Source organism: Enterobacter sp. PL_is511, from assembly GCF_055816065.1.
Map to the genome: position 1 here is coordinate 62,094 of NZ_JBVPGP010000019.1, position 22,201 is coordinate 84,294.

Annotated in this window: 16 protein-coding genes; 11 read left to right on the forward strand and 5 right to left on the reverse strand. The window is 57.1% G+C overall.

What is annotated here, in order from left to right:
- The first annotated feature begins 6 nt into the window (after positions 1-6).
- From priB to rplI, 3 genes are read left to right on the forward strand one after another with little or no spacing between them, the layout of a single operon-like run.
- The gene (priB, locus tag AC0TN7_RS06650; RefSeq protein WP_473701940.1) at positions 7-321 is read left to right on the forward strand and encodes a primosomal replication protein N; all 315 of its coding nucleotides are present in this window, start codon (positions 7-9) and stop codon (positions 319-321) included.
- 4 nt (positions 322-325) lie between these two features.
- Complete coding sequence (gene rpsR / locus AC0TN7_RS06655; RefSeq protein ID WP_000135199.1) at positions 326-553, forward strand: 30S ribosomal protein S18; 228 nt, start codon at positions 326-328, stop codon at positions 551-553.
- Between the two features lie 41 nt (positions 554-594).
- Positions 595-1,044, forward strand: a complete 450-nt coding sequence (gene rplI, locus AC0TN7_RS06660) for a 50S ribosomal protein L9 (RefSeq protein WP_023310148.1) — start codon at positions 595-597, stop codon at positions 1,042-1,044.
- Between the two features lie 68 nt (positions 1,045-1,112).
- Here rplI and AC0TN7_RS06665 read toward each other — a convergent pair whose 3' ends face one another.
- Positions 1,113-1,757, reverse strand: a complete 645-nt coding sequence (locus AC0TN7_RS06665; RefSeq protein WP_048989485.1) for an OapA family protein — start codon at positions 1,755-1,757, stop codon at positions 1,113-1,115.
- 233 nt (positions 1,758-1,990) lie between these two features.
- Between AC0TN7_RS06665 and fklB the strand changes: the two genes are divergently transcribed.
- Complete coding sequence (gene fklB / locus AC0TN7_RS06670) at positions 1,991-2,611, forward strand: FKBP-type peptidyl-prolyl cis-trans isomerase (protein ID WP_008502892.1); 621 nt, start codon at positions 1,991-1,993, stop codon at positions 2,609-2,611.
- 312 nt (positions 2,612-2,923) lie between these two features.
- Positions 2,924-4,333, forward strand: a complete 1,410-nt coding sequence (gene cycA / locus AC0TN7_RS06675) for a D-serine/D-alanine/glycine transporter (protein ID WP_024907315.1) — start codon at positions 2,924-2,926, stop codon at positions 4,331-4,333.
- A 96-nt stretch (positions 4,334-4,429) separates the two neighbouring features.
- Here the strand turns inward: cycA and ytfE are convergent, their stop codons facing one another.
- Positions 4,430-5,092, reverse strand: a complete 663-nt coding sequence (gene ytfE, locus AC0TN7_RS06680; protein WP_024907314.1) for an iron-sulfur cluster repair protein YtfE — start codon at positions 5,090-5,092, stop codon at positions 4,430-4,432.
- Positions 5,093-5,336: 244 nt separating this feature from the next.
- Here ytfE and AC0TN7_RS06685 point away from each other — a divergent pair, with 244 nt between their 5' ends.
- Positions 5,337-6,986 (forward strand): methyl-accepting chemotaxis protein, encoded by a 1,650-nt coding sequence (locus AC0TN7_RS06685; protein ID WP_473701941.1) that lies wholly within the window; start codon positions 5,337-5,339, stop codon positions 6,984-6,986.
- 36 nt (positions 6,987-7,022) lie between these two features.
- Here AC0TN7_RS06685 and AC0TN7_RS06690 read toward each other — a convergent pair whose 3' ends face one another.
- From AC0TN7_RS06690 to AC0TN7_RS06700, 3 genes are all read right to left on the reverse strand, one after another.
- The gene (locus tag AC0TN7_RS06690; protein WP_417927949.1) at positions 7,023-7,988 is read right to left on the reverse strand and encodes a DMT family transporter; all 966 of its coding nucleotides are present in this window, start codon (positions 7,986-7,988) and stop codon (positions 7,023-7,025) included.
- A 75-nt stretch (positions 7,989-8,063) separates the two neighbouring features.
- Positions 8,064-8,888 (reverse strand): AraC family transcriptional regulator, encoded by an 825-nt coding sequence (locus AC0TN7_RS06695; RefSeq protein WP_024907311.1) that lies wholly within the window; start codon positions 8,886-8,888, stop codon positions 8,064-8,066.
- A gap of 49 nt (positions 8,889-8,937) precedes the next feature.
- Positions 8,938-9,981: a GlxA family transcriptional regulator gene (locus AC0TN7_RS06700; protein ID WP_473701942.1), complete on the reverse strand. Its 1,044-nt coding sequence runs from the start codon at positions 9,979-9,981 to the stop codon at positions 8,938-8,940.
- 596 nt (positions 9,982-10,577) lie between these two features.
- On the opposite strand from AC0TN7_RS06700, the gene AC0TN7_RS06705 reads away from it, so the two are divergent.
- The 5 genes from AC0TN7_RS06705 (at position 10,578) to AC0TN7_RS06725 (ending at position 22,201) form a co-directional block, all read left to right on the forward strand.
- Positions 10,578-12,056: a beta-ketoacyl synthase gene (locus tag AC0TN7_RS06705; protein WP_473701943.1), complete on the forward strand. Its 1,479-nt coding sequence runs from the start codon at positions 10,578-10,580 to the stop codon at positions 12,054-12,056.
- A gap of 91 nt (positions 12,057-12,147) precedes the next feature.
- Positions 12,148-12,558 carry a hypothetical protein gene (locus AC0TN7_RS06710; RefSeq protein WP_473701944.1) on the forward strand — a complete coding sequence of 137 codons (411 nt, stop codon included), beginning with the start codon at positions 12,148-12,150 and terminating at the stop codon, positions 12,556-12,558.
- A gap of 25 nt (positions 12,559-12,583) precedes the next feature.
- Complete coding sequence (locus AC0TN7_RS06715) at positions 12,584-13,411, forward strand: hypothetical protein (RefSeq protein ID WP_048989475.1); 828 nt, start codon at positions 12,584-12,586, stop codon at positions 13,409-13,411.
- Between the two features lie 43 nt (positions 13,412-13,454).
- Positions 13,455-21,188: an aminotransferase class III-fold pyridoxal phosphate-dependent enzyme gene (locus AC0TN7_RS06720; protein ID WP_473701990.1), complete on the forward strand. Its 7,734-nt coding sequence runs from the start codon at positions 13,455-13,457 to the stop codon at positions 21,186-21,188.
- Entirely contained in the window at positions 21,185-22,201 is a 1,017-nt protein-coding gene (locus tag AC0TN7_RS06725) for an arylesterase (RefSeq protein ID WP_473701945.1), read from the forward strand. Before AC0TN7_RS06720 ends, AC0TN7_RS06725 begins: the two co-directional genes overlap by 4 nt.

Genomic DNA, 22,201 nt, shown 5'->3' on the forward strand with positions numbered 1-22,201 from the left:
TTTCTGATGACCAACCGTCTGGCGTTGTCCGGCATCGTATGCAGGGCTCCCCTTCGAAAGGTCAGTCCATCAGGAATTCCGCATTGCCAGTTCGTGCTTGAGCATCGTTCTGTGCAAGAGGAAGCCGGGTTTCACCGGCAGGCGTGGTGCCAAATGCCCGTTATTATTAGCGGACCCGAAAACCAGGCCATTACTCACAGTTTAACGGTCGGCAGCGCAGTAATCGTTCAGGGGTTCATCTCTTGCCACAAGGCAAAGAACGGCCTGAGCAAAATGGTTCTGCATGCCGAGCAGATTGATTTGATAGATTCTGGAGACTAGCCATATGGCACGTTATTTCCGTCGTCGCAAGTTCTGCCGTTTCACCGCGGAAGGCGTTCAAGAGATCGACTATAAAGATATCGCAACGCTGAAAAACTACATCACCGAAAGCGGTAAGATTGTCCCAAGCCGTATCACCGGTACTCGTGCAAAATACCAGCGTCAGCTGGCTCGCGCTATCAAACGCGCTCGCTACCTGTCCCTGCTGCCGTACACTGATCGTCATCAGTAATCGGGCACGGTCCATTAATACGACTTTAAGAGGATAAGGTAATGCAAGTTATTCTGCTTGATAAAGTAGCAAACCTGGGCAGCCTGGGTGATCAGGTTAACGTTAAAGCGGGTTACGCACGTAACTTCCTGGTTCCACAGGGTAAAGCTGTTCCAGCTACCAAGAAAAACGTAGAGTTTTTCGAAGCACGTCGCGCTGAACTGGAAGCCAAACTGGCTGACGTTCTGGCGGCTGCTAACGCTCGCGCTGAAGCAATCAACGCACTGGGCACCGTTACCATCGCGTCTAAATCTGGCGACGAAGGTAAACTGTTCGGTTCCATCGGTACCCGCGATATCGCTGATGCAGTATCTGCTGCAGGCGTTAAAGTGGCTAAGAGCGAAGTTCGTCTGCCGAACGGCGTTCTGCGTACCACTGGTGAGCACGAAGTTGACTTCCAGGTTCACAGCGAAGTGTTCGCTAAACTGGTTGTTAACGTTGTAGCTGAGTAATTTTTTACTCTGCTCACGTTGAAACGCCGGCCTTGTGCCGGCGTTTTGCGTTTTAGAGATCCGGGCTCTTAACGCGCCCTGATAAAACTGCCGTCTGGCTGGCGGGTAAACAGTACCTGTTGTCCACTTCCCGTATCAATCGTTAACCCTGTCACCACCCCGCTGGCATTCTGGCGAATCTGTACCATCTGACCATTCTGCAGGTTACTGAGCGGTTTACCCGCACCTTCCACCTTCGCCATGGCATACACGTCGGTTGGCGGCAGGTTGTGGTCGCGGAACAGCTGTGCCAGGGTTTTGCCCGGCTCTACGCGATAGGAGCGCCACTGTTGCTCAATGCCGGTGGGCTGTTGCGTCTGAGGCTGAGACGGGGCGGCGGCTTGATCCTGCGGCTGTTCATCCTGAATGGGTTCTGGCTCAACCGGCGCAACCTGACCCGGATCGTTAGACGGGGAGACGAGCTGCGTCTGCATCGGCTGTGCGTCAGGCTGCGGCCGCGTCTGCGACTGAATGTCCAGTTGGGCATTGCGGGTGACGGGGGCGGTATCGACATCATCGCCCCCGGAAGGAAGCAGGAAGCCCACAATCACCATCAGCGCACCAATGATGATCCCTCTGCGATGCAGAGGAGGCAGCGGGTCCATGATGCGAAAATTGTCCGGCGCCTGCCAGATTTTCGCCAGGGTAGGTTTCAGTTCAAATCGCCCGGGCATGGCACTCCTCCTGCTCCGCGTATTTTTTATCCTGTGCCCCGAAGTATAGTTTGCTAACTGCCTGAACGGCGTAGTAAACCCGACATCCGTGACATCAGTTCGGGATTAATCCTGGTTATCTCTATTGTTTCTGTTTCGTCGCGGTTTGTCACCTTAACTTCAGACAAAGTTTTACCCATAAGGGCATGGCTGATATGCTGCCCGCTACTTTAAATGTGATGGAAGGAAAACCCATGACCACCCCGACTTTTGACACTATCGAAGCGCAGGCAAGTTACGGTATCGGCTTGCAGGTAGGACAGCAGCTGAGCGAATCCGGCCTGGAAGGTCTGTTACCCGAAGCGCTGGTGGCGGGTATCGCTGACGCGCTGGAAGGCAAACAGCCTGCCGTTCCGGTTGACGTCGTGCACCGTGCGCTGCGTGAAATCCACGAACGTGCTGACGCCGTGCGTCGTGCGCGCTTTGAAGAGATGGCCGCCGAAGGTGTGAAATATCTGGAAGAGAACCGCGAGCGTGAAGGCGTGAACAGCACCGAGTCTGGTCTGCAGTTCCGCGTGATCAATCAGGGCGACGGCGCAATCCCGGCGCGTACCGACCACGTTCGCGTGCACTACACCGGTAAGCTGATCGACGGTACCGTCTTCGACAGCTCCGTGGCGCGCGGCGAACCGGCTGAGTTCCCGGTAAATGGCGTTATCGCAGGCTGGATTGAAGCCCTGACTCTGATGCCAGTGGGTTCCAAATGGGAACTGACTATCCCGCATAACCTGGCCTACGGCGAACGCGGCGCTGGCGCGTCCATCCCGCCATTCAGCACCCTGGTCTTTGAAGTCGAGCTGCTGGAAATTCTGTAATCGAATTTTCTTATTTCCTCTCCCCGGTTGGGGAGAGGAAAATAGTGTAAAAACCTATAGTTATGGTGCTATCAACATTTTATCTTGCAAACGAAACTGTTGCGTGTATTTTTGTGAGCTGTTTCGCGCTGTATGAGTGATATGACACTCACTTTCAACATATTATTAACATAATATCTAAATCATAGTATTCATCCCGCCGATTCTTACCTAATATCGATTAGCCCTTACAAGGGAACGTCATTTTTTTGACGTATTTAAAGGCCAGAAGAGCCTTAACAACACAGACAGGCATAAACAGGAAAATATCACATGGTAGATCAGGTCAAAGTCGTCGCCGACGAAGAGGCGTCGTCTGAACAGTCGCTACGGCGCAATCTCACAAACCGTCATATTCAGCTCATTGCGATTGGGGGTGCCATCGGTACCGGGCTGTTTATGGGGTCAGGCAAAACCATCAGTCTCGCCGGACCGTCAATCATATTCGTTTATATGATTATCGGTTTTATGCTGTTCTTCGTGATGCGTGCAATGGGTGAACTGCTGCTCTCGAACCTTGAATACAAATCCTTCAGCGACTTCGCTTCAGACCTGCTCGGGCCATGGGCGGGCTATTTTACCGGCTGGACCTACTGGTTCTGCTGGGTCGTCACCGGTATGGCGGACGTCGTGGCGATTACCGCCTATGCGCAGTTCTGGTTCCCGGGGCTGTCGGACTGGGTGGCCTCGCTGGCGGTTATTGTGCTGCTGCTGAGCCTGAACCTCGCCACCGTCAAAATGTTCGGTGAGATGGAGTTCTGGTTTGCGATGATCAAAATCGTGGCCATTGTCGGGCTCATCGTGGTGGGTCTGGTAATGGTACTTACCCACTTCCAGTCACCAACCGGCGTTCAGGCGTCGTTTACCCATCTGTGGAATGACGGCGGCTGGTTCCCGAAAGGCATCAGCGGCTTCTTTGCTGGTTTCCAGATTGCGGTGTTCGCGTTTGTGGGGATTGAGCTTGTCGGAACGACTGCTGCGGAAACCAAAGATCCGGAGAAGTCCCTGCCGCGCGCCATCAACTCCATTCCGGTGCGTATCATCATGTTCTACGTCTTCGCGCTGGTCATCATTATGTCCGTGACGCCGTGGAGCTCCGTGGTACCTACCAAGAGCCCGTTCGTCGAGCTGTTCGTGCTGGTAGGCCTGCCTGCTGCCGCGAGCCTGATTAACTTCGTGGTGCTGACCTCTGCTGCCTCGTCTGCCAACAGCGGCGTATTCTCCACCAGCCGTATGCTGTTTGGTCTGGCGCAGGAAGGCGTGGCACCGAGCGCGTTCGCCAAGCTCTCTAAGCGTGCGGTACCGGCAAAAGGGTTGACCTTCTCCTGCATGTGCCTGCTGGGCGGTGTGGTGATGCTTTACGTGAACCCAAGCGTGATTGGCGCGTTCACCATGATCACCACGGTCTCTGCGATCCTGTTTATGTTCGTCTGGACCATCATCCTCTGTTCATACCTGGTGTACCGCAAGCAGCGTCCACACCTGCATGAAAAATCGATCTACAAGATGCCGCTGGGCAAGCTGATGTGCTGGGTGTGCATGGCGTTCTTCGTCTTCGTGCTGGTACTGCTGACGCTGGAAGATGATACCCGCCAGGCACTTATCGTCACGCCGCTGTGGTTTATCGCGCTGGGGCTGGGCTGGGTGTTTATCGGTAAGAAACGGATGGCAGGCGTAAGGTAAAAGCAAAACGGCAGCGTCAGTTGCCGTTTTTAGTTTTTGCACCCTCTCCCTGTGGGAGAGGGTCGGGGTGAGGGCATCAGGCCGCAGCGGCCTTTTTTATTCCCCCGCTAAAGCCCGCGGGAACAAAACGTTGTTCTCAAGACTGATGTGTTCCATCAGGTCGTCGATCGTTTCGTTAATACCGTTGTACATCGCTTTCCACGTTGTGCACGCTTCTGGCGGCGGCGTGACGTTGTGGGTGGTGTGTTTGATCACTTCCAGCAGTTCACCCGCGTCATCGTGCTCGCTTTCCATCACGCTGATGGGTCCCATCGCCTGGCTTCCCATTCCCTGTTTAATCATCGGGAAGAGGATCTGCTCTTCTTTCATCATGTGGCTGGAAAGCTCTTCGTGCAGCAGGGTCAGGTACTTTGCCAGACCGCGCGGTACCGAAGGTTTGTCGGCATGGACGCGCTCGACTTTGGTCGCCTGCAGGATCAGCTCCGGCAGCTGTTCACGGTGACGGTCATGGTATCGCACGAGGATATGGTCGATGATTTCCGCGAGCGGAGCGGTTCGCCAGTCTTTGTCGACGGGCTGCTCGGCCAGCTGCGCCAGTTCTGCTTCAATCACCTCAACGTCCAGCTCTTTGCGTGAAGCCGCACGCGCCAGGGTTTGCTTACCGCCGCAGCAGTAATCCATATCGTATTTACGGAACAGCGCAGAAGCGCGAGGAATGGAGAGCGCCAGCTCGCCAAGGGGTTGGTCGCGAAAGGCCATAGCAGTTACCTCGTCATCAATAATATAAGATGCATATTAAATGCATCTTTAAGCCGGCGCTATAACCCTTTAGAGGGACGGGAAAAAGTGAGATGCAGATCACAAAAAAATATCCGATTTAACTCTCTGAATGGGCTCAGGAAAGTGGTTTCGAAACTTTTTAAAGGTGGAGAAACAGTAAACAACCCGCTGCGCCTGCCGATATATCCACGTCAGACAAACCTGCATATAACAAAGGCAACGCATGTTTAAACGTATAAAAGTCATTACCCTTTTGATTTCGGTGCTGCTCGTGCTCGGCATCATGCAAGTGATTTCCGCCGGTATCTTTATCAACGCCCTGAACAACGATAAAGACAACTTCACCGTGGCGCAGCTCTCCAGCAAGAACGTGGCGGAGTTTACCGATGCGTGGATCAGTCTGAACCAGGCGCGCGTCACCCTGAACCGCGGGATGCTGCGCCTGCAAAGCAGCATGGCCTCTCAAATTAACGGCGGTCAGCTGAATGAGCTGGTGACCACGGCGAAAAATCTGCTGACTGAAGCGCAGGTTCATTACGATAAATACTATGCCTTGCCGAATACGCCAGGCCTGGATGAGAACCTGACGAATCGCCTTGAGGAGCAGTACCGTAATTACTCTACAACGCTGACCCAAATGAACGTTCTGCTGAGCCAGGGCAATCTGGAAGATATGTTCAAGCAGAATGCCGAACAAAAACAAAACGCGATGCAGGCGGTTTATCGTGAATGGCGTGAAGCGCAGGCCGCGCTCACGGATAAAGGTATTCAGGATAACGAAAGTGATTACAAGCACATCCTGTGGATCCTCTCTGCGGTCATGCTGCTGGTGATTGTGGTGATTATCTCCAGCTGGATTGCTATGCGCCGCGTGCTGCTGCTGCCGCTGGAAGAGGTGATTAACCATATTCGCGCCATTGCGGCAGGGGATTTAACCCAGCCGATTCAGGCTGACGGTAAAAATGAGATGGCCATCCTGGCGCACAACGTTCAGGAGATGCAAACCTCGCTGGCGAACACGGTGGGCGTGGTGCGTGAAGGCGCAGATACGATTTACACCGGTGCAGGCGAAATCTCTGCGGGCAGTAACGATCTCTCTTCCCGTACCGAGCAGCAGGCCGCTTCGCTGGAAGAGACGGCAGCCAGCATGGAGCAGCTGACGGCAACCGTGAAGCAGAACGCCGATAATGCGCGTCAGGCGTCCCGTCTGGCGCTGGACGCCTCCTCAACGGCGAAGAAGGGCGGTAACGTGGTGGAAGGCGTGGTGCGTACGATGGATGAGATCGCCACCAGTTCCAGTAAAATCGCGCAAATTACTAACGTGATCGACGGTATTGCCTTCCAGACGAACATTCTGGCGCTGAACGCGGCGGTGGAAGCGGCGCGCGCGGGCGAGCAGGGGCGCGGGTTTGCGGTGGTGGCCGGGGAAGTGCGTACCCTTGCCCAGCGCAGCGCTCAGGCGGCGAAAGAGATCAAAGCGCTTATTGATGATTCCGGTGAGCGCGTGAACGCGGGCTCGCAGCTGGTTAACGAAGCCGGCGCCACGATGGCCGAGATCGTCAATGCGGTTACCCGCGTCACCGACATCATGGGCGAAATTGCCTCGGCCTCTGACGAGCAGAGCCGCGGTATCGACCAGGTGGGCCAGGCGGTAGCCGAGATGGACCGCGTGACCCAGCAGAACGCCTCGCTGGTGGAGGAGTCTGCGGCCGCAGCGGCTGCGCTGGAAGATCAGGCTGCACGCCTGAACGAAGCGGTCGCGGTGTTCAAAATCACCCGCAATCAGGCGGTTAAAGCGGCACCAGTGAAAACCTATGTGCCAAAATCGCAGCCTGTAGCCGCGGCGTCAGAAGGGAACTGGGAAACGTTTTAAGGGCTTGCCGGGGGGCGGCTACGCCACCCGGCAAAATTACATCTCCGACGCCGGAATAACCCGCGGTTTTTCCGGCTTCGCTCTCACCGCCATCACCACCCCTATGACCAACAGCGCGATCCCGCAGGCGGTGAATAACGGCGGCACGCTCTGGCGCATCAGGAAGGTATAAAGCAGTCCGGCCAGGGTTTCGAAAACAATCAGCGGCCCTAAGATCACCGTCGGCAACTTCTGGCTGGCAATGTTCCAGCACAGCGCGCCCACCCATGAACACAGCACCGCAATCGCCACCATCAGGCCGATAAACACCCACGGTCTTGGCCCGAAGGGCTGGGTGAAGTCCGGCTGCTGATGGCCCAGCCAGAGGCATGCGCCGAGATACCCCACGACGGATACAGGCAGCGTGACCAGCGCCTGCGCCGTTGCCCACATCATCGGATGCTTGTCCGGGTTCTCCCGCAGCCAGCGCGCATTGCGCAGGGCATACCATGCCCAGCACGCCACGGAAATGAACGCCAGCAGAATGCCAGAACCGTAACGCCACAGGTCAACATCCGCCTGCCCATGACGCAGCTCGGCAATATTGACGCATATCAGCCCGAGGGCGGTGCAGATCAGCGCCGGTGCCATTTTTGACCACGCCAGTTTGCCATCGCGGTGGCTGTAGAGCAGGTTAGCAAAGACGGGGATGACGACCGGCAGCGTGCCGATAATCATGGTCGATACCGGCGCACCGGTACGCTGAATGGCACTCGCGAGGCAAACGTAATAGATGAGATTGCCCATCATGGTCAGCGCCAGCGCGGTCCCCCAGTCCTGACGGCTGAGCTGACGCAAGCGCGCCCGTCCCAGCCACGCCAGGGGCAGGGCAATCAGCCCCAGCGCCAGATAACGGCCGGTCGACTGCAGTATTGCCGGATACTCGGGTACGATCAGCGGGCCGACAAAAATCAGCCCCCACATCATCCCGGCCAGCAGGGCATACAACACTCCACTAATCATTTTTCCATCCACAGGTATTTACGCTGTTCTCAGTGTAGGCGGGGCAAATGCGCGCGTATTGTATGAGGTTGCGCATTAGCGCCGGGTGACCTGCTTCTGGTAGCGCACGGGGGTAATGCCGTAGCGGTGGGTAAACGCGCGGGTCAGATGCGACTGATCGGTCAGCCCGGTTGCGGCGGCGACCTCTGCCGCGGGCATGCCGTGCGTGAGGAACGCTTTGGCGCGCCAGAGGCGAATGGCCATCAGCATCTGATGTGGCGTCACGTGAAAATGGGCTTTGAACTGGCGCTGGAAATGATACGGGCTGAGTGAAACGACGCTGGCGAGCTCGTCCAGCGTCAGAGCGCGCATATAGTTGTCGTGCAGATACTCGCGTACCCGTTCAAAGCGGTGCGCACCTTCCTGAACCCGCGGCGCGTGATGAGCAAACGGCTGGAAGGTTTCAATCAGATCCAGCAGTAATCCTTTTTGCGCAAGCGGATCGTCCGTGTGCCACAGGCCGTAAATGAGCCTGCCGATTTGCTGCGAGCGCAGCGGGTCATGACGCGTTACGTCGCTAAACCACCAGTGCCGGAGGCCGGTCACCTCTTCCAGCAGGTCGGGTTCGATATAGACCATCCGGTAGCGCCAGCCGCCCTCGGTGGCGGATTCGCCGGTGTGGATCTCGTCCGGGTTCATGGTAACGACGGATTTTTCCGCCGCGAGATGCTGTGTCCCGCGATAGCGAAAGCGCTCGGCACCGGTTTCAATCGTACCGATCCCGAAGGCTTCATGGGTGTGAGGCTCAAAGGCGTAGTCAGAAATATGGGCATGATAAAGCTCCAGGCCCGGCAGCTGCGCCAGATGGCGAAAGCGCGCGCTGTCTCTTTCATCATTAAACTGTTCCGGTACGCCTTGCACGGTGAGCCTCCTCGCGGTCATCTATTTTATTATCAGAGATGACCGGAGTTTATGCACTAAACATCTTTGCCCGGACCGTCTTACGATAATCCCCCGGTGACACCGTGGTTTTATGCTTAAACTGGCGGTTAAAGTGCGCAATGTCCTGATATCCAACCGCATTGGCGATCTCCTGAATGCTCAAATTGGTGGATTGCAGCATCGTCATGGCGGATTCAATTCTGGCGGTTAATAAATACTGCAGGGGGGACATGTCGGTGGCATTTTTAAAGCGACGGTTGAAGTTGCGCAAACTCATGCCAGCCATATCGGCAAGATTTTGCATAGATATATCCGAGGCGCAGTTTGCTTTTATCCAGATTTGAATTTGAACAATATCTTCATCCGGATGCGGTTTGTTTTCTTCACTGTAACACTGGCGATCGAACTGACTTCGAATTTCATGGAAAAAGGTCCGCTGGGTATGTGTGGCTACGCGTTTCCCGTATATCGTTTCGATGAAATGGATGGTCAGATCTGAGAGGGCTTTGACGCTGGCGGCACAGTAAATATTATCGGCCTGCGTGAGAAAATGTTTGGTTTGTAATTTTACGTTGGGGTAGTCGCGCGAGAACTGTTTGAAGTAGTGCCAGTGGGTGGTGGCGGGTTTCCCGTTGAGCAATCCCGACTCCGCCAGGAAACAGCAGCCCGTTCCGACGGCCGCGATGCGGGTCCCTCGCGCCGCCTGTTCGCTAAGCCATGCCAGGAGTTCAGGCTGTTGTCTGACCACCGCGCGAGGATTGCGCCACAGGGCGGGAAGATAGATAACGTCATAGTGCCTGTCTGCGGCAAGGGTGGTATCGGCGGTAATGCTGAAGCCACTGTGCGTCAGGATGGGCTCGTTATTTATGCCAATAGTATGAACTTTCAGTATATTCTCCGGACGACAGAGCCTGAATGAAGACGTCTCCGGTTTGTGCGAGTCTGCGTGGGATGTTGTTTTTTGCTCGGCTAAATAGCTACTGGCTGCGGCTTTCCACATTTCAATCGGAAGACTGAGACCGGAACTTAGCATGCGTTCACATAACACAAATCCTATTTGTGTATTTGTCATTTTTGATTAATACCTGTTTTGACTATTATTTTTGGTAGCTCATCGTTGTCCTGGCCAAAAAAGTCAGCATTTTGGCTGGATTTTCATATTAGCTTTTGTTGGTAATTTGTAAACTAATATCTGAAATTATCGCACTTACTTAACAAAATAAATCCACGACCACTACAGGATGAATTATGGCGAAATTACCCGTAATAACGGCTTTTGGCGGCTATGGTCCAGCTGGTCGTAGTTCTTCACATCATGCATTTCGTCGAATGATTATTGAGTCATTATCGGAAGAGGAAAGGCAAGCGACGTTATTATCGTTAGCCATTCTGATGGGCGTGCTTAAATATGATGAGGGCGGATATTGCGACATTTCCGGTAAAAGATTTACACCTGCTCAGGCTGCCGTGAAGATAAAAGACGAGGCGCTTGAGGGAACCCTTATCCGAAAAATTACGCGCGACTATTTTGATGTCGATGCTATCGTCAGCCATGCAAAATTGAATATGATTTCAGGCGAAGAAGGATTCAGTTTTAATATATCTTCCAGACAATTACCTCAACCTTTACCGGCGGGATGGCACGTTGAAGAATTAGCGGATCAGCGTGTGCGTATTACCGTTAAGGGAGAGATGGACTGTAAAATTGAGGCATTGTTGCGCACGGAGGTTCAGGCTGCGGGTTTACTGCCGCAGGGATTCCGCCCGGGTGACCATTACAATTCGCAGTTCCATCCGCGGGCGCTACAAATGGCGATTGTCGGAGCGTCAGACGCCATCAACGCCCTGGGGATCCCGTGGCGAGAGATACAGGCCAACATCACGCCGGATCAGCTCGGGGTCTATTCGGGCAATATCATGGGACAGCTCGACGATTATGGCTTTGGCGGTATGCTCCAGTCGCGCCTGAAAGGTCATCGCGTCAGCGCCAAACAGTGTCCGCTGGGCCTGAACAGCATGTGCGCCGATTTCCTCAATGCGTATGTGCTGGGTAGCGTCGGTCATACCAGCGCCACGCTGGGGGCATGCGCCACGTTTCTGTATAACCTGAATGCGGCAGTTGAAGATATTAAAGCGGGGCGCATTCGCGTTGCCGTTGTGGGCAGCGCCGAAGCGCCGGTCACCTCAGAGGTGATTGAAGGATTCGATGCCATGGGCGCCCTGGCAACGGAGAGCAAGCTTAAGCATATTGATGAAACGGATACGGCCGACTGGCGCAACAGCAGCCGCCCGTTTGGCAACAGCTGCGGTTTTGTGATCGCGGAGTCCAGCCAGTACGTCGTGTTAATGGACGACGAGCTGGCGCTGCAGCTTGGGGCAGAGATCCACGGTTCGGTGGGGAATGTCTTCATCAACGCTGACGGCTTTAAGCGTTCTATCGCGTCACCGGGGCCGGGGAACTACATCACCATGGCGAAAGCGGTAGCCTCAGCGGTATCGATGGCGGGGATAGAGACGGTGCAGAAGGGATCGTTTATTCAGGCGCACGGTTCAAGCACGCCTAAGAATTGCGTCTCCGAGGCGGATATTTTTGACCGCGTTGCGCAAGCCTTTTCGATTCGCGACTGGCCGGTGACGGCGGTGAAATCGTATCTTGGTCACTCCCTGGGGCCCGCCAGCGGCGACCAGCTCATCAGCTGCCTCGGCGTCTTCCGCTATGGTATTTTGCCGGGAATTAAAAGCGTGTCGCACATTGCGCCACAGGTGAACAACGCACGCTTAACCATACCTGTTCAGGACTGCAAATTAGAGGAAGGCCAGGGGCAGATTGCCTTTATAAATTCAAAAGGCTTTGGCGGTAATAATGCCACGGGGGTGGTTTACTCGCCAAAGCTTACCCATCAATGGTTGCGCAAACGCTATGGGGACGCGGTGTTTGCGGAGTATCAGCAGCGTAACCGCCAGGTGCGACGTCAGGCTAACGCGTATGATGAGGCGGCTTCGCAGGGTGAACTCAATGTCATTTATCTGTTTGGCCAGCAGGGGATAAATGAGGAAGATATTAAGATTGATATGAATGGCATCACCATTCCTGGATTTGAAAAACCGATTACATACGCGACGGATAAAGAATACCCGGATTTTTAATCGTTATATCTGATTTTATTTTTAATAAATAAAGGTGCTTGTATTTTCTCAGGTGCCTTACCTTTGTGCACCACTAAACAGGAGAAAAAAAGTGGCTAATCTCAGTGCAATACTGATTGCCTTTGGCTGGAGCGGTATTGTCGTCGGCATAATGATGGGCGGGTTAATGGGGATGTATGCTTTTAAGGGACCCTTTCGCGCCCCCAAAGGACATGAAAACTATACCGATTTAAATCGCAGAATGTTAAGGCTGGCACATATTGCCTTTATTATGCTGCCGTTAATATCCATGCTCTATGGCATGTGTATTGATGGCCTCGCCGTGTCTTATACCTATAAATATTATGCCGTTATTTGCATGATGATACTTTCGGTGGGTATTCCGGTTCTGCTGATTGCATCGTGCTTTTATCTGCCATTTAAATATGTGCAGGTTATACCGTTTAGCTGTGGAATGTATGCGTTAGTTGTAATGGCAATTGGCAGGGTTTCCGCCCTGTAAACTATCACCTACCTGAGAAATAAAAATGAAAACGTTACTGAATACCCGCCAGCTGGGTCGGGACGCTATTGTCGCGACCGTAGATAAGCACGTTTATACCGAAAACCGCGCCTTTGCCAACAGGCTTATTGACCGGATTGAATCCCATCCGCTGATGCGCAGCCCTATTTTGGCAAAAATGAACAGCGGCGAAGTTGATATTCAACAGATGCGCGTATTCCATCTGGAATTTTATCACGCGTTTGCGCAAGTCTTTACCGATGCCGTTATTGAAGCGTTAAGCGCGGCGAAACAGCTGGAAGCGCCGCTGGGCGCGCAGGCGAAAATGGCGGCCCGTTTTCTGCTGCAAATCAACCTATTGGATGAACTGGGCTTCCACCCTGGCGAAGACGCCGAGGGCAATTACAACGGCCAGCCCGCGCTGGCGCACTACGTGCAGTTCTTTACGACCATCCAGCAGCTGGGGATGACGGAACACGAGGTGAAATCCTGGCTGCCGATGTCCAGCTCTCTGGCCTGCCGCGCAACCTTCGAGAATGCCTATGGCGACTATACCCAGCTGGTGGGTTTGCTGGCCGTGGCCGAGACCGTCTTCCATGACTTCGCCACGCCGTGGGCAAAAGGTGTTGATAAAGCAACGGATATTGACGTCACGAAGGGCTATCACAGCATCCATGTAGAAAGCGAAACGGGAGAGTCCATTGAAGATGGTCACTCCGAAGATGCATGGATCCTGTTCTGCCAGGCGCTGACGGAAGACCGCTACGCCGAGATGGAACAGCGCGTCGAGCTGTGGCTGAAGGTCTGGAACGACTTCTGTAACGATCTGCTGGCTGGCCGCGCCGGAAAATAATCTTTTCACCCTCATTACATTTGAAAATATAGAGCGAATTATGATGCCGTCTCATCAGTTGTTTAACAGAGGATATCATTCCTTCAACCAGCTTTTGCCCGAACTTGCTGTTCAACAGACTACTCAGACGGCATTTGAATTCGTCCGCAGCGCCAGTGAAATTCACAGCCAAAGCTATGACCAGCTACACCAGCGCGCCGCGTCGCTTGCAGAGGCTTTAATGCAGTACGGGCAGCGGGGCGACAGGGTCATATTGCTTTATCCGGATGGTGAAGATTTTATTGGCGCTTTTTTGGGCTGTCTTTACGCCGGCAGGGCGGCGGTTCCCGTCCCGATGCCCGCAAAATCGTCAGGAAGCGCGTGGGAGCGTTTTGCCGGCGTATTACGTAATGCGCAAACGGACTGTATTGTTACGACAGCCAGGGGGGCAGAAACGCTAGGCCAGCTATCACTTCCATTATCCCCGCTTATTTTTACCTTCGACAAACCAGACACAGCTGCGCTACCTGCGGGTTATCGTCTGCATCATCTTGAACGCACCTTCTCCGGGGCATTTCACCCCGTTCCGGTAGCAGACAACGATCTGGCTTTTTTACAGTACACCTCGGGTTCGACGGGCTCCCCGAAAGGCGTGATGGTAACCCATGGCAACCTGTGGGCTAACTCACATGCCATTCACCGCTTTTTCGGCCACCACAGCGAAAGCCGGGGCACGATCTGGCTGCCGCATTTTCATGATATGGGGCTTATTGGCGGGCTACTGCAGCCCGTGTTCGGCGCCTTCCCCTGTCGGGTGATGTCGCCCATGATGTTAATGAAAAACCCCCTTAACTGGCTCAAACAGATTTCCGACTATCAGGCGACGACCTCCGGCGGCCCTAATTTCGCCTACGAGCTGTGCGTGCGTAAGATTGGCCGAGAGCAGGTTGAGGCACTGGATCTTTCGCGCTGGGATGTGGCCTTTTGCGGCGCAGAGCCGATTCGGCCCGCCACGCTCAAGCAGTTTAGCGAACACTTTGCGCCTGCAGGGTTCCGGCCCGGCGCGTTCCTGCCCTGCTACGGCATGGCGGAAACCACGCTCATCGTCACCGGAATGGACAAAGGGCTGGGGCTCCGCGTGTCGGACGAGGCCGGTGCGGTGAGCTGCGGGCAGGCTCTGACTGATACCGAGGTGCGTATTGTCGATCCTGACCACCATCAGCCGCTTGCTGACGGTGAGAGCGGAGAAATATGGCTGCGTGGTCCGAGCGTTGCCGCCGGATACTGGGCCAATGATGCCGCCACGCGCGAAACCTTCCGGGCGTCTCTGGCAGACGATCCGCACCCGTGGCTGCGCAGCGGCGATATGGGTTTTCTCCAGTCCGGCCATTTGTACGTCACCGGACGGCTCAAAGAGCTGCTGATTATCAACGGCCAGAACCACTACCCGACGGATATTGAAGAGACGATCCGCCAGTCCGCTCCCGCGCTGGCGGAAGCGACCGTCTGCGTGTTTGCCAGTGAAGACGAGCGCCCGGTAGCGCTGCTTGAGCTGATGACGCGCCATAAAAATGATCTCGATATGGCGACGCTGGCACCGTCCGTGACCGCGGCGGTGGCGGAGCGCCACGGCATTACGTTGGATGAACTGCTCCTTGTCGAACGAAGGGCAATCCCCCGCACCACCAGCGGGAAATTACAGCGCACCCGCGCGAAGATGATGTATCAGCAGGGGACCCTGGACGTGGCCTGGCGTAGCCGCCAGGGCGCGTCAAAACCGCTTGAACACGCGGGGGAAACCCCTCCCGCGCTGGCGGGGCTGATTGCCGGGATAATTGGCAATATGCTGAACACGACGATCGGCGAATCCCGGTGGGATGACGCGTTTACCGGCTTTGGCTTGAGCTCTTTGCAGGCGGTGGGCGTCATTGGCGAGCTTGAACAGCGGCTGGGCCGCGAGCTCTCTCCCGCGCTGATTTACGACTATCCCACCATCAATCAGCTGGCGGTCGCGCTGGGAGAACCGGCTGCGGTCCGGCCGGTCAGCGCCGCCGTCGCGGAAAGCGCCATTGCGGTGATTGGTATCGGCGTGGAGCTGCCGGGGCATAGCGGCGTGGAGGCGCTGTGGTCGCTGCTGCAGCAGGGCCACAGCACGACCGGCGAGATCCCGGCGCAGCGCTGGCGTACCTCGTCCCTTGACGGCTTTAACCGTAAAGGCAGTTTCTTTGACGAGGTCGACGCCTTCGACGCAGGCTACTTCGGCATCTCTCCCCGCGAAGCCGTCTATATCGATCCGCAGCATCGTCTGCTGTTAGAAACCGTTCAACAGGCGCTCACCGATGCCGGCCTTAAGGCATCCTCCCTGCGCGGGAGCGATACGGCGGTTTATGTCGGGATCAGCGCCAGCGATTATGCCCTGGCCTGCGGCGATAACGTCTCGGCCTACAGCGGCTTAGGCAACGCGCACAGCATCGCGGCCAACCGAATTTCTTATCTTTATGATTTAAAAGGGCCAAGCGTCGCTGTCGACACGGCATGCTCTTCCTCGCTGGTGGCGATAGAGGGGGCAATGCAAAGCCTGCGGGCCGGACGGAGTTCTCTGGCCATTGCCGGAGGCGTTAATCTGGCGCTGACGCCGCATTTGCAAAAAGTCTTCACCGATGCCCAGATGCTGGCCCCCGACGGCCGGTGTAAAACCTTTGACGCCCGCGCCGATGGCTACGTTCGTGGCGAAGGGTGTGGCGTCGTGGTGCTCAAGCCGCTTTCGCAGGCGCTGGCGGATAGCGATCGGGTTTATGCCACGCTGGTGGCGAGTGCCGTGAACCAGGACGGCCGCAGCAACGGCATTACCGCGCCAAATGGCCCATCGCAGCAGGCGGTCATCCGGCAGGCAATGGCGTATGCTGGAGTGGACAGCGACAGCATTGACTATATCGAAGCGCACGGAACGGGAACGGCGCTGGGCGATCTGATTGAATATCAGGCGCTGGAAGCGGTATTTGCGGACCGGAAAAAAACCGCACCTGTCCAGGTGGGGTCGATTAAAACCAACATTGGCCACCTGGAGGCGGCGGCGGGCGTGCTGGGCGTGGTGAAAACGTCTCTGATGTTGCACTACCGACAATACGTGCCGCACCTCAACTTCCAGCATAAAAACCCGCATATTGCGGCGATTAGCCGTCATGTTGAGGTAAGCGGTGCGCAGCCTGCCTCATGGCATGCCGATGGTGACGCACGCTACGCGGGCGTAAGCAGCTTTGGCTTCGGCGGCACCAACGGTCACGTGATTTTGCGCAGCGCGCCAGCGGTGGAAAAACGCCAGGAGCCCGCTGCGCCCCACGGCCTGCTTCTGATCGGTTCACATGATGAAGGGGCGTTTACCCTTCAGCGGGAGGCGGTCAAAAAAGGGTTATCGACATGTCAGGAGAGCGATATCGCCACCTGGTGTCGGCTGGTGAACACCCGCTACGACGCGGCCCGCTATCGCGGCGTGGCGTATGGCGCGGACCGCGCCCAGCTGGCGGACAGCCTTGCGCAGCTCACGGCCTGCAAAGCAGGTAAAGCCCAGCCTCAGGTCTGGCTCTTCCCGGGGCAGGGCACCCAGCAAATCGGCATGGGGGCCGAGCTGTATCACCATCTGCCGCACTATCGCGCCCAGTTTGACGCGCTGGCGACGACCATCCGGCAGCGTTATCAGATTGATATCACACAGGCGCTGTTTGCCCGTGAAGATAGCTGGCAGCGCTGCGCCAGAACCTGTCAGCTCTCCTTATTTGCCTGTAGCTACGCGCTTGCACAGAGCGTGATGCAGTTTGGACCCCGTCCGGCTGCCGTGATGGGGCACAGCCTGGGAGAGTACTGCGCGGCGGTCATCGCAGGCTATCTCTCGCTCGACGACGGGCTGGCTATGGTTCATCAGCGCGCGCTGTTGATGTCAGCCCTGACGCAGGAAGGGGCGATGGCGGTTGTCTTCAGCGGTGAAGCCGAGGTGTGCCAGCTGATTTCACCCTGGGCGGGTGACATTGATATTGCCGCATTCAACACCCCGATGCTGACCACCATCGCAGGCAGCCAGACGGCGATTGACGCCTGTCTCCAGGCCATTTCTGCTCAGGGCGGCCACGCCAGAAAAATTAAAACCGCCAGCGCATTTCACTCCTCGATGATGGATCCGATCCTCGGTGCCTGGCGCGAGTGGCTGGTCAACAACGTCACCTTCACCCGCGGGACGATCCCGTTTTACAGCAACCTGAACGGCGAGGCGCGCGACCAAACCGACGCCGACTACTGGACCCGGCAAATTCGCCAGCCCGTTCGTTTCCTTCAGGGCGTGCAAAACGTGCTTGCGCAGGGTGAGTTCACCTTTATCGATCTGAGCGCGGACAGTTCGCTGGGCAAATTTGTGACCGCCACCGACCGCCGTCACCGGGTGCTGGCCGCAGGCGATAGACGACATGAGTACAAATCGCTGCTGACGCTGCTGGGAACGCTGTGGCAGCAAGGGCACGACATCAACTGGAGCGGGCTGTACCACGCGACCACGCGGGAGACGCTAACCCTGCCTGCCATCCAGTTCTGCCGCAAACGTTACTGGCTGGCGGATGAGACGCCAGCGCAGACCCCATCTGCAAAAGAGGACGCTATGTCAAATCAACACCATTTAGCCGCTGAAATAAAAGCGATTATTGCCGGTTTTCTTGAGGCGGATCCCGCCACGCTTGACGACGAACTGCCCTTCCTGGAAATGGGGGCGGATTCGCTGGTGCTGCTGGATGCCATCAATACCATTAAGGACCGCTACGGTGTGACCATCCCGGTGCGGGCGCTGTTTGAAGAGCTCAATACGCTGGACGCGGTGATCGGTTATGTGGTGGAGCACGCGCAGCCAGCGGCGGCGGCTCCGCTCAGCCCCCCGGAAACCGCCGAGCAGGCGGCGCAGCCTGTCGTAGCCATGCCGGAAACCAGCAAGCCGGTGCCTGGCGCGGTTCAGGATCTGATTGCCCGCCAGCTGGAGCTTATGTCCCAGCAGCTCACGCTGCTCAACGGCACGGCGCAGACTCTCCCGATGCCCGTCGCACCAACGATGCCGGACGTCATCGCGCCAGCGCCTGTCGCCACCCCGGCCGCACCGGTGAAGGCCAGCGCGCACAGCAGCTGGTTTAAAAAAGAGACGAAAAAGGTCTCCCTGGGCACCGAGCGCGACCAGCATCTGGCGCAGCTCACCCAGCGGTTTGTCGATAAAACGGGCGGGTCGAAACGCAATGCCCAGCAGTACCGCGCCGTGCTGGCGGATAACCGGGCCTCTGCGGGCTTTCGTTTATCCACCAAGGAGATGCTTTACCCCTTAGTGGGGGAACGCTCTCAGGGCTCGCGCATCTGGGACGTTGATGGCAACGAGTACATTGACTTTACGATGGGGTTTGGCGCCAACCTGCTGGGGCATGCACCGGACTGCGTGCAGCAGGCCGTTGCCGACCAACTGGCGCGGGGCATGCAGATCGGGCCGCAAAGCGCGCTGGCGGGCGAGGTGGCAACGCTTATCAGCGAGCTGACCGGCCAGCAGCGGGTGGCATTTTGTAACTCCGGCTCTGAAGCGGTAATGAGCGCCGTGCGCCTGGCGCGCGCCGTGACGGGGAAAAATAAAGTCGCGCTGTTTAGCGGCTCATATCACGGCGTGTTTGACGGCATTCTGGGGCGGCAGCAGGGCGGAGAAACCCCCGAGCGCGCCACGCCGATTGCCGCCGGTACGCCGCCATCGCTGGTGGACGACCTGCTGGTGCTCGATTACGGCAGCGAAGAGAGCCTGGCGCTTATCGCCCGCTATGCCGCCGAGCTGGCGGTGGTGATCGTCGAACCGGTGCAGAGCCGTTATCCCGATCATCAGCCGCGCGAATACCTGCATACCCTGCGTGAGCTGACGACGACCCACAATATTGCGCTGATATTTGACGAGGTGATCACCGGTTTCCGTCTGGCGGCTGGCGGCGCGCAGGCCTATTACGGCGTTCAGGCGGATATCGCCTCCTACGGTAAGATTGTCGGCGGCGGTATGCCGATCGGCGTGATTGCAGGCTCTGCCCGCTTTATGGACAGTATCGACGGCGGATTCTGGCAGTATGGCGATGACTCCTGGCCGCAGGCTGAACTGATCTTCTTTGCCGGTACCTTCTCCAAGCATCCGCTGACCATGGCGGCAAGCAAAGCCGTGCTGGAGTACATCAAAGCCCATCCGGCGCTGTATGACGACATCAACCAAAAAACCGCGCGCCTGACGATGTCGCTAAATACCTGGTTCTCTGCAACCGGTACGCCGATTGAGCTCGTCTCTGCCGGCAGCCTGTTCCGTTTCAAATTCAACGGCAACTACGACATCCTCTTCCACCACCTGATGCTGCGCGGCATTTTCATCTGGGAAGGGCGTAACTGCTTTGTCTCGGTCGCGCACACGGACGAGGATATCGACCGCTTTATTGCGGCAGTGAAAGAGAGCGTTAACGCCATGCGCGTGGACGGCTTCTTTGGACAGGCCGGATTGCGCCCCGACACGCGCTATGCCGTTGCAGACAGCCAGCAGCGTTTTCTGCAGCTGGCCGCGCGGGATGAAAGCGGGCGGTTGGCCGGGACGATCGGCGGCGTCATTGAAACGCCGCGCAACGTAGACAGCGAGATCATGCGCGCCGCCTGGCAACTGCTGTGCGAGCGCCATGACGCGCTGCGTATGCAGTTCACTGACGCAGGCGAACTTCAGGTGGCCCTGGCGCCCACCGTCGATATCAGCGAGGAATACGCGGCGCCTGCCGCCTGTCTCGCTGAGTTTGCCGCGCGTCCCTTTGACCTGACCGCCGCGCCGCTGGCCCGACTGCTGCTGGTCCGCCAGGAGGGGAAAACCACGCTCGCCATCGCGGCACATCATTCGGTGGCGGACGGCTGGTCGTTCATGGTGATGCTGCGCGAGCTGCTGCATCTTTACGATGCCCTGGCGTCGGGTAAACGCCCTGACCTGGCGGCTGCGGCAAGCTATCTGCAGGCTATCCGTGCGCAGAACATCGTCAGCGAGGCAGCGCTACCTGCGCGTCTTGCGGCGCTTCCTGCCCGCCGGGCAACGCCAGACGTCCTTACCGTAATGGCACCTTCCCGGACGTATCAGGGGCAGCGGCTGGTACAGCGCTTGTCGTATCCGGGCCTGACCGCGCAGCTGCGCAAAGCCTCCGCCGAGCTGCGGGTGACCCGCTTCGCGATGCTGAATGCGCTCTTTACCCTGACGCTTGAGAAGGCGGTCGGTCATTCCCCGGTGCCGGTCGGCGTGCCGGATGCCGGGCGGGATTTCGGGCAGGGCGATGCGCTTGTCGGCCAGTGCGTCCGGCTGTTGCCGCTGTGTATCGACAGCGCCGCCTGTGCGTCGTTATCTGATGTCGCCAGGGCAATCCATGACGGCATCCTCGCGCAGCGCGACGAGCCCGCCCTGCCGTCACGCTGCTTCCACGGTCAGGATGCGCCGCTTCCGCTGCTGGCGACCTTTAACGTCGAGCCGCATGCTCCGCTGGCAGAGCTGCGGCAGTGGGAGGCCAGCCTGTCTCTCCTCCCGATCGGCGCCGTCGAATTCCCGCTGATGGTTAACATTCTCGAGACGAAAGAGGGGCTGTCCGTCGAGCTGGATTACCAGATGCGCTATTTCACCGAGGCGAGCGCCCGTGCGTTGCTGGAGCACTTCCTCAAGGCGATCGCCGTGCTGGCCGAGCAGGGAGAAGAGGCTGCCGAAGCATTATTCTCGTCGTCAGAGGTACTGGCCGCATCATGAAAAAGCTGACGATTTTCGTCCTCGCGGGCGCCGTGCTGGCGTTCGTGGTTAATCTGGTGATCGATGCCGGACTGTTTTATCAGGTGCAGGAGCGCGGCGGTGAACAGTGCCAAAAAATCACCGGCATTGAGGGCGCGGAAGATATCGCTCCTTTATCGGATGGCGGGGCAATAGCCAGCAGCCTCAACCGGCACGGCAGCGCGCCTGGCGCGCTCTATTATCTCAACGGCAGCGACAGACCGCAGCGATTAGCCGGTGACTATCCGGATGCCTTTTTCCCGCACGGTATCGATGTCTGGCAGCAGGAGGGCGAGACGTGGATCTACGTGGTGAACCACCGTCCCCAGGAGGACAGCATTGATGTGTTTCGCTTTAATCGCGCGCAGATGCGTCTTGAGTATCAGCCCGCCCTGTCGCGCGCGGTCGGAAACAACATCAATGATATCAGCGTCATTGATAAAACCCGCTGGCTGCTGACGCGGGACCACCGGTGGAAGGGCTTCGCGGGACGCGTGGAGGACTATCTGCGACTGCCGCTGTCCAGCGTCCTGCTGGCAGACGAGGCGGGGCTGCATACCCTGATCGATGACCTGCATTTTGCGAACGGCATTTATTACAACCGACAATTGGGGCGTCTGTACGTGGCGGAAACCACCCGCGGCGCGGTGAGCAGCTGGGCGTGGCAGCCGAATGAGGCTGCGCCCGTCCTGCTGGGGCGCTTCAGTGGTCTGCATGGCGTCGACAATATCCTGCCGGACGGGCAGGGAATGCTGGTGGCGGCGCACCCGCAGCTTCTGAAGCTGGCCGCCTATCAGAAAGATGCTCAGGCGCGTTCACCGTCCATGGTGTGGCGGCTGACAACCGGCGCACAGGGTGAAATCAGTCAGGCCACTCTTTTCTATCAAAGCCACGGTGCGTCGCTGGCGGCAGTCAGCGTTGCCGCGCCCATGGGCGGAAAAGTGATGATGGGCAGCGTCTTTGACGACGGGCTGCTGCTGTGCGGGGAGCAATAA

Excerpts from the sequence above, each read along its gene's own strand:
- rplI (WP_023310148.1), top strand. The coding sequence starts at position 595 with ATGCAAGTTATTCTGCTTGATAAAGTAGCAAACCTGGGCAGCCTGGGT.
- AC0TN7_RS06715 (WP_048989475.1), top strand. The coding sequence starts at position 12,584 with ATGAAAACGTTACTGAATACCCGCCAGCTGGGTCGGGACGCTATTGTC.
- cycA (WP_024907315.1), top strand. The coding sequence starts at position 2,924 with ATGGTAGATCAGGTCAAAGTCGTCGCCGACGAAGAGGCGTCGTCTGAA.
- AC0TN7_RS06700 (WP_473701942.1), bottom strand. The coding sequence starts at position 9,981 with ATGACAAATACACAAATAGGATTTGTGTTATGTGAACGCATGCTAAGT.
- AC0TN7_RS06725 (WP_473701945.1), top strand. The coding sequence starts at position 21,185 with ATGAAAAAGCTGACGATTTTCGTCCTCGCGGGCGCCGTGCTGGCGTTC.
- AC0TN7_RS06720 (WP_473701990.1), top strand. The coding sequence starts at position 13,455 with ATGCCGTCTCATCAGTTGTTTAACAGAGGATATCATTCCTTCAACCAG.
- AC0TN7_RS06665 (WP_048989485.1), bottom strand. The coding sequence starts at position 1,757 with ATGCCCGGGCGATTTGAACTGAAACCTACCCTGGCGAAAATCTGGCAG.
- fklB (WP_008502892.1), top strand. The coding sequence starts at position 1,991 with ATGACCACCCCGACTTTTGACACTATCGAAGCGCAGGCAAGTTACGGT.
- AC0TN7_RS06690 (WP_417927949.1), bottom strand. The coding sequence starts at position 7,988 with ATGATTAGTGGAGTGTTGTATGCCCTGCTGGCCGGGATGATGTGGGGG.
- AC0TN7_RS06685 (WP_473701941.1), top strand. The coding sequence starts at position 5,337 with ATGTTTAAACGTATAAAAGTCATTACCCTTTTGATTTCGGTGCTGCTC.
- priB (WP_473701940.1), top strand. The coding sequence starts at position 7 with ATGACCAACCGTCTGGCGTTGTCCGGCATCGTATGCAGGGCTCCCCTT.
- ytfE (WP_024907314.1), bottom strand. The coding sequence starts at position 5,092 with ATGGCCTTTCGCGACCAACCCCTTGGCGAGCTGGCGCTCTCCATTCCT.
- rpsR (WP_000135199.1), top strand. The coding sequence starts at position 326 with ATGGCACGTTATTTCCGTCGTCGCAAGTTCTGCCGTTTCACCGCGGAA.